The sequence below is a fragment of the Paraburkholderia diazotrophica genome (assembly GCF_038900755.1).
GTDB lineage: Bacteria > Pseudomonadota > Gammaproteobacteria > Burkholderiales > Burkholderiaceae > Paraburkholderia > Paraburkholderia diazotrophica_A.
The window spans coordinates 1-6,989 of sequence record NZ_JBBPEN010000039.1 but is presented as its reverse complement, the minus strand read 5'-3'; the positions used below and the strand labels follow the sequence as shown (position 1 = coordinate 6,989).

8 protein-coding genes are annotated in these 6,989 nt (G+C 59.7%); 3 read left to right on the top strand and 5 right to left on the bottom strand.

What is annotated here, in order from left to right; all coding sequences use genetic code 11:
• Window positions 1-227: 227 nt before the first annotated feature.
• The gene (locus AABE10_RS35800) at window positions 228-1,367 is read left to right on the top strand and encodes a DUF7146 domain-containing protein (RefSeq protein WP_342937778.1); all 1,140 of its coding nucleotides are present in this window, start codon (window positions 228-230) and stop codon (window positions 1,365-1,367) included.
• Window positions 1,368-1,475: 108 nt separating this feature from the next.
• Window positions 1,476-1,700, top strand: a complete 225-nt coding sequence (locus AABE10_RS35795; protein WP_081767700.1) for a hypothetical protein — start codon at window positions 1,476-1,478, stop codon at window positions 1,698-1,700.
• 70 nt (window positions 1,701-1,770) lie between these two features.
• Here the strand turns inward: AABE10_RS35795 and AABE10_RS35790 are convergent, their stop codons facing one another.
• From AABE10_RS35790 to AABE10_RS35775, 4 genes are all read right to left on the bottom strand, one after another.
• Complete coding sequence (locus AABE10_RS35790) at window positions 1,771-2,031, bottom strand: hypothetical protein (protein ID WP_342937777.1); 261 nt, start codon at window positions 2,029-2,031, stop codon at window positions 1,771-1,773.
• Entirely contained in the window at window positions 2,032-2,181 is a 150-nt protein-coding gene (locus AABE10_RS35785; RefSeq protein WP_342937776.1) for a hypothetical protein, read from the bottom strand.
• 95 nt (window positions 2,182-2,276) lie between these two features.
• A complete protein-coding gene (locus tag AABE10_RS35780) occupies window positions 2,277-2,666 on the bottom strand; it encodes a hypothetical protein (protein WP_342937775.1) in 390 nt (129 codons plus the stop codon).
• Window positions 2,663-3,679 carry a PRTRC system protein D gene (locus tag AABE10_RS35775; protein WP_342937774.1) on the bottom strand — a complete coding sequence of 339 codons (1,017 nt, stop codon included), beginning with the start codon at window positions 3,677-3,679 and terminating at the stop codon, window positions 2,663-2,665. Before AABE10_RS35775 ends, AABE10_RS35780 begins: the two co-directional genes overlap by 4 nt.
• 1,163 nt (window positions 3,680-4,842) lie before the next feature.
• On the opposite strand from AABE10_RS35775, the gene AABE10_RS35770 reads away from it, so the two are divergent.
• Window positions 4,843-5,985 carry an integrase domain-containing protein gene (locus tag AABE10_RS35770; RefSeq protein WP_342937773.1) on the top strand — a complete coding sequence of 381 codons (1,143 nt, stop codon included), beginning with the start codon at window positions 4,843-4,845 and terminating at the stop codon, window positions 5,983-5,985.
• Between the two features lie 227 nt (window positions 5,986-6,212).
• On the opposite strand, the gene AABE10_RS35765 is transcribed toward AABE10_RS35770, so the two are convergent.
• A complete protein-coding gene (locus tag AABE10_RS35765; RefSeq protein WP_342937772.1) occupies window positions 6,213-6,884 on the bottom strand; it encodes a Lar family restriction alleviation protein in 672 nt (223 codons plus the stop codon).
• Window positions 6,885-6,989: the final 105 nt, after the last annotated feature.

The following is a 6,989-nucleotide window of genomic DNA, read 5'->3' as shown; positions in this document are numbered from 1 at the left end:
TTCACTAACTTCTGCTCCCGTATCACCTCACCTTCGCAACGGCACACCTACGGGTGTGTCGTGCGGCGGTTCTTCCATCCGGCCTTCTGCGCCAGCGTTCCATATCCACCACCCCCGTCTGCTGAAAAAAGCCGCCCGCTCACGCACGCGGACCGCTTTTTTGAGCACGCGTTTTCACGCCTGTCTCAGGCACCGACCTAACCCACTCAACACAAGGAGAGTGACTCATGACTGTAAGAGGACGAGAGCTGTCGCCCGAGCAGTACGCGTGGCTTCAGCAGAAGCTCGCCAGCTTCGAGCGTTCCCCGGAGCAATGGATTTCGCTCCTTGTGAGCTATGGCGTGCCTGCGGACCGTCTCACTGGCGACCCATGCGCGTGCCCGATCTGCGGCGGTACCGATCGTTTCACCTACGACAACAAGCGTGGGCGAGGTGATTGGGTTTGCCGTCAATGCAACAACGGAAACGCAATGGCCGGTGACGGCCTCCAGCTGATCACGCGTCTGAACCGGATGGGGTTGTACCGCCTGATGCGTCAACTGGATGGTGGCCCTGCACCGCATGCGGTTAACAGCGCTGCGGCAGCGACGGCACCAAAGCCGAAGCGCAAGGCGGACACGAAGTTCATCGCAAACCGGCTTAACTCGATGTGGGACGCAGCAAAGCCTGTGTCGAGCGGCGATCTGGTGATGCGGTATCTGGCCGCCCGCGTGCCGGGCCTTCGTGTCGTGCCGTCGCGCGCGTTGCGCCTCGGCATGCTCGAGTACCGGCACGAAAAGAAGGTCATCGGCAGCTGGCCGGGCATCCTCGCCCGGTTCGAACTGCCCGATGGTCGTCTCGGCACGCTTCACCGCACATACCTTGAGCGATCAACGCCGTCTAAGGCAAAGATCATTTCGGGTGACGGAGAAATTCTCGACTCAAGGCTGAACGACATGACGCTGAATCCGCTCCAGGGTGGCGCAGTGCGCTTGATGGACCCGGTAGACGGCGAAATCGGAGTGGCGGAAGGGCTGGAGTCGGCCCTTGGCGCTTACATGGAGTCCGGTGTTCCGATGTGGTACTGCCTGAACATCGGCCTGCTACGCCAGTTCGTGGTTCCGGATGGCATGGGCATCCGCGTCGTGCACATCTTCGTTGACTTCGACGACATTGACCCGAAGACCGGCAAGTCGGTAGGTGTCGCGGGTGGTCTCGAACTGGCGAAGCGGCTCAAGTCGGAAGGCTTCACCGTGTTTGTTCACCGGCCTCGCGTGCGGGGAACCGACTACGCCGACCAGTGGTGCGCGCGTTTCGCTAACGAAGTCCAGACGGTAAACGTAGCTCGCGTCTCGCAATCTGCTGTCCCGCAATACGTCGCCGCGTAAGCGGTATCGATTTTCTAACGCGGCTGCAGCCGCACATTTATCAACCTGCCCGGTGGGGATGTTCCCCATCGGGGATTATCTCATCGGGCCAATTTCTTTGGAGTGGAAATGGCTTCGTTCCAGGTTCTCGTGGGTGGCTTTGCAATCGTCGCAACCAACGGCGCCGAAGGCGGCCGCCAGCGGGTAGGGAAGTCAGAGGCTGTCGCGTTCGACGTGATTGATCGGACGGCCAGTGGCAACACCGCATACGCGTGCCGCGACAAGACTTTTGTGGATGCGTGGGATTTTTGCGCGCATCGCCTTCTTGTTACTGCGACCCCTCGGCCGCACTGAACCGCTAAAGCGAAACCGGCTTCCCCAGAATCTTGGGGGAGCCGTTTTTTTTTTCGTCCGTTCATTCCGTTCATCGCATGATCGCCACGCAAACAGCAGCGATGACTGCGAAGACCTTCCACATGCGCCACAACCCGCTAGACCAAATAGCGCCGGCGGCGCCCGTGAGAAGAAGCACGACGCACAGATTGTTATTCACATGCATGCTCGCGAGCAGTGCGCCGAACCACCAAAGCGCGAGCGAAGCGCCGAAGATAATTGCACGGCGCGTGAAGAACGGCAGCGCCATGAACTTCGTGTAGTACCTGCCGAGTCGATCGTTAGTGTCCATTTACTCCTCCTTGTTCTTTGCGAAGTGCTCGACGACACTCAGGCTCTTCCAGCCCGCGACGCCCGCCGCAATGACGGTCGCGACAAAGAGCCACGAGCGCGGCTCAGTCAGTGGCAGACCATGGCGCACGATCTCAATAAATTCCAGCATATTCTTCCCCTCGGTGGTGGCTGATGCTTCGATGCACCGCGCCTCGCGTGATGAACATCGAAGACATGACCCATCATCGCATCATTGCGGCAAAGTCAAGTTCGCCTCGTTCGCCTCAGAAAAAACGCGCCGAACGCGTCGGCGAGCTGGTCTGCGTCGTGCGATCCCGGGCCATCGTTCTCGTTCATTGAGTGAATCCGAACTTCCTCAACGTTCGATTCGATAGCATCGCGGGTGGCCAGTGAAGGTTGAGCGGCGGCAGGCGGCTGATAGTTTCGCTCGGCCGTTGCGGCGGTTTCGACATGACGCGCCGCAATTTGCCGCTCAGGTTCTGACGTGACGTGATGCCCTCGCAGTGCGGCCTCGGCCAGGGAGCGCAGCAGCGCCGCGCGCTCCCTGTAGGAGGTGGACTGACTCAGCCTGGCATGCAGGAGAGGCGTGGTCACCGCGTCGATGACCAGCTTCATGTCGAACTTTTCGCTCATGCTTTCGCGGTCGCGCGCTCGCGGGTCAGGCCGGCTTCACCAACGATCAGGAAGCCCTTGGCATTCGCCGTGCACGGCGCCTCGATGACTTCGAGCGTTACACGGGGAAACGCCTTCCGGATAGTTGGAGCATAGAGCGAACCGCCACCGCCCGACAGGATGATCGAGTCCACGCCCGCGAGCTGGCCTACGTTATTCTGCATTTCCTTGACGACGCCAGCGATAATCGGCTGCGATCGCTCGAGATAGGGCGCGAGGTCGATCTTGTTGCTATAGAAGGGGAACGGCTTGCGCTCGCGCAGCGCCTTGTCGATGCGTTCAATGTCCTCGACCTGTTCGTCCTGGTCACGCGCAATCAGGGCGGCGATGCGCTGGTAGATCTGCGATGCGCCGCCGGGGATGCCGTCGCTACGTTTGTCGTCCATCGTGAATCCGTTGGCGTAGACCCAGTCGGTCGTGAAATAGCCGACGTCGATGACAAGGTGTGCGCTGTCCCGGCCGAACTCACTCTGTCGGTTGGCTGACGCTGCGACGAGCGAACCAAGCGGTTGCGGGATCACGACTACCTTATCAATCGTGACTCGACCCGCGCCGTAGTTGAAACCGCCTGTGAAGCGATCGCGCAGCTCGCCCGAGTACTTCTCCATGTTGTGAACAGGCAGTCCGAGCACCAGCCGGTCAATATGCGTGACGCCCGCGAAAAAGATTGCGCCCAACAGCAGGGCCTTATAGTTATCGGACCGGACGAAATCGTTCGACAGTGCGCGGCCCGTGTTGCCATATGCGGCGGTGAGGGAGACGTCGGGACCCACTTCGTATTCGATCTCGTCGATGACGATTGTTGTGACTTTCCGGGATGCCAGTACGCTATCCCCATAGCCCGACAGCGAGCGACTGGCGGCAAGCGGTGCGAGAGACGGGAACATGCCGGTCGCGATGCTGCCGCTCGCTGCGCGGTAAGCGTATTTGGTGTTGCCGTAACCTACGTCGACTGCGAAGACCGAAGTTTTCAAGATGACTCCATGCGTTTAAGTTGGCCACGCGCCGAAGTGACAGAAAACTGACAGTAAAGTATCAGTTTGGATCAGATCGGACGCATGAGACCGGCGAACTATCAGATAACTGACACTTAAATGTCAGTTTGGGCGTCGCGCCGGCTCTGTCGGAGCGAACTAACAGTTTTCTGTCAGTTCTACCTGGTTTCAGTCTAGCGAGCGCGTAGCGAAGTCAAGTCAACGAAAGCCGACCGGTTCTGGCCATCTTTCGGCGTGCGACGCTTGTGCGAGTAGCCTTATCCTTGGCTTACCTACCGCGTCTCTGACGCATCGAATGCGAGTGCAAGGCACCCGCACGTCTATACCCCACGCCCGCAACGGGCCAGAAATACCCCACTGACCGGGCCGCACAGTGATGCGGCCTTTTTCTGAAGTAAATCAAGTCCGAGTTGGTCCACGTTGAGGACCACTGGACAGTGCGATATCCATACGATTGGCGGCGGTTAGCCGAGTTGTGACGCGTTGAGAAAATGTGGAGTGTCTGGACACCAGAGCTTTCCGCATCTCAGCGGCGTCTGTACACGCCCTTACAGCTACGGCTGGGTGCGTTCGACTTGCCCGACACACAGCGGCAAGGATGAACGTGCTTGGGGGCGGGGGAAGCCTTGCGGGGATCGGCACAGGCCGGACCATCGCGATTCCCTGACGGAAGAGGACACGGCGCGCGCGGCCGTACACAAAACGCGTACAGGTATTACCCGGCATTTAGCACCAGTCGGAGATTCGCGAAGCGGAACACGGCTCGTAGGCGCGAGAGCGTCATGCTGGCAGGGTAGCCACGAAGCTGCATCGCGCGGGTAGTGCACCGCGCAGCGCGACGGCAGAAATGCCAAGCGCGGAATAGGTCAGTGGTGGATTGCGCGAAGCGCGGTTCGGGCTGGCAGGCAGCAGGTTGGACAGTCGGATTGCATGTTCTTCCCATGCAACTGGCCGATCGGATGGAATCGCTAAAGGACCGGAAGGCGGGACCCACGCGACGGGGATACGGCGCAGCCGCAGAGTAGCGGCGAACAGGCAAGCCCAGGGTGGTCGGGTGACGGCATCAGGTAGGGATGCAGCGATCGACCGGCGAATACGGAACAACAAGGCAGCGCGGCGCAGCGCCGCGGCGGAGGTATCGGATGGCCGCAATATTGAATGTGCGCGCAATCGTTAATGGATATGGGTTTGGACCTGAATTCCGGGATGCGCTGCTTAGACTTTTCGATGAGAACGTCTCGCGCGTTCACAGCACCACACGGATCAGCAACAGGCCGTTGTCGATCAAGACCCAGGAGTACCGCGCGGCCAAGCTTTGCAAGGCGTTCAAGGAGTTGCGAGAAGGCGGCTTCGCGCTCCAGACGCCTTGGTCACTGAAAGAGAAGCACGTGAAGTTTTTGGTCGGCGCATGGATCAAGGCCGGACAGAGCGGCGGCACGATCGAGAACAAGCTGACGTACCTTCGCGCGCTCGCGCAATGGATGGGCAAGACAAACCTCGTCGGCTCGCTTGATGACTACGCGGACCGGGAGGCGCTCGGCCTGAAGCGAAGTTATGTGGCAACAGAAGATAAATCATGGGCGGCGCACGGTGTCGACGCTGTGGCGAAGATCGAGGAGATCGCGCAAACGTGTCCGTATACGGCAGTGCAACTGAAGTTGCAGGCGGCGTTTGGCTTGCGCATCGAAGAGAGTTTCATGCTTCGACCTGCGGAAGCCGCGCGTAACCCGAGAATGCTGGCAGTGACGCGTGGCACGAAGGGAGGCAGGCCCCGCGAGGTTCCCATCGAGACGAAGATTGGAATACTTGAAGAAGCGGCGAGGCTCAGTAACGTGTTGACTGGATCGACGGTCCCGGTCGATCGGACGTTAAGCCAGTGGCGTGACTGGTATTACTACGTGCTTGAAAAGCACGGCGTCACCAAAAGAGGCATGGGCATCACGAGTCACGGTCTTCGGCATGAGTATCTGCAGACGCTCTATAGAGAGACGACTGGTGTGGAGGCTCCGATCAAGCGAGCTGGTGACCGCCCAGACCCGCAACTTCACGAACAGGCAATGCGCCGCGTTGTCGAGGCTGCCGGTCACTCGCGCCTGAGCAAGTCGGGCGCATACCTGTCGACCTTCGCGATGCAGGACCGGATGCAGCGGAAACTCCCGACGGTAGACGAAGCGCGGGACGCTTTGAAGGCTGCTGCTGGCAACAAGAGCCACGCCGCGAACGCGCTTGGCATTTCACGGCAGGCGCTCTACCGAATTCTTGGCGACGGCGAAAAGCAAGGCTAAGATCCGTTCGTCCAGTGGAATGAGCAGCAATATTGTGTGCCATATGCCCCACGCAGGGTGCCGGCGTTGCCGCACAATGAATCGTCTCTCAGGTTTCGGCATCGGCCCTCGGAATGTGCCGGAACTTTTTTGCAAGCCGGCTCTTTGCAGCCGGCTTTTTTTTTTGTCCGTAACCGCAGACCGACGTAGAACGCACAGGCGTCGACGGGAGAGACCTCCACACGCGATCACCACCTGTCGCGATCGGGCATTCCGTCTATCGCAAGGGCAATCCGGTCCTCGAACATCAGATCAGAGTGCTCCTGCGGAGCTGGAATCGTCGGAAACTGGATGTAGCGGTTGCCGTCAACGTCGAGCCACTTCACGAGTTGAACCAGCTTCCGGTAACGGGCGGCGTCGCGCAGTACCGGTTCGATCGGCCAACTGTCGATGGTCGAAACCGAAGCGTCGACCAGACGCTGAGCCAGCATTTTGAACATGGGTCCGCGAGTCTCCCAGTCCTCGTCATTGCGGGAGAGCATGTCGATGACCATCTGTGCGTCGCACGCGCCAAGCTCTTTTTCGATGAGATCGCGCAGGTCGCCTTCGGTAATCTTGGGCCGGCTGATGCGCCTGTTCCAGATGGGAGCCGCTTCTTTCAGCCCGTCGGCCTCGTTGTCGGCATACGGAAACCACGGGGTCGACATGCCGCAGTCTGCGCAATAGATACAGGCGAGGCGTTCGGTTTGTGGAGCGTACGGGGGGCGCCTGAGGGTATCGCCGATCTTGGGCGGTCCTGCATGCCGTCCAAACTGACCGTAGTCAAAACCGGGTTCGCCGATCTCGGCAACCACCCGTTGGGATAGGCCGACGGTCGCGCGGCCGCCACAGTGGTCGCATGGGTAGAGCTGTTCGTACATTTCCCGGAATCCCGCGTTCCAATATCTATCCTGGATTATCGTTGGACATTAGAGACGCGAGAAGCCTGATTTACATCCAGAAAAGGTTCTTTATTCAGAGGCGGA

Coding starts and splice junctions, on each gene's coding strand:
- AABE10_RS35770 (WP_342937773.1), top strand. CDS start 4,843: ATGGCCGCAATATTGAATGTGCGCGCAATCGTTAATGGATATGGGTTT.
- AABE10_RS35800 (WP_342937778.1), top strand. CDS start 228: ATGACTGTAAGAGGACGAGAGCTGTCGCCCGAGCAGTACGCGTGGCTT.
- AABE10_RS35785 (WP_342937776.1), bottom strand. CDS start 2,181: ATGCTGGAATTTATTGAGATCGTGCGCCATGGTCTGCCACTGACTGAG.
- AABE10_RS35765 (WP_342937772.1), bottom strand. CDS start 6,884: ATGTACGAACAGCTCTACCCATGCGACCACTGTGGCGGCCGCGCGACC.
- AABE10_RS35795 (WP_081767700.1), top strand. CDS start 1,476: ATGGCTTCGTTCCAGGTTCTCGTGGGTGGCTTTGCAATCGTCGCAACC.
- AABE10_RS35780 (WP_342937775.1), bottom strand. CDS start 2,666: ATGAGCGAAAAGTTCGACATGAAGCTGGTCATCGACGCGGTGACCACG.
- AABE10_RS35790 (WP_342937777.1), bottom strand. CDS start 2,031: ATGGACACTAACGATCGACTCGGCAGGTACTACACGAAGTTCATGGCG.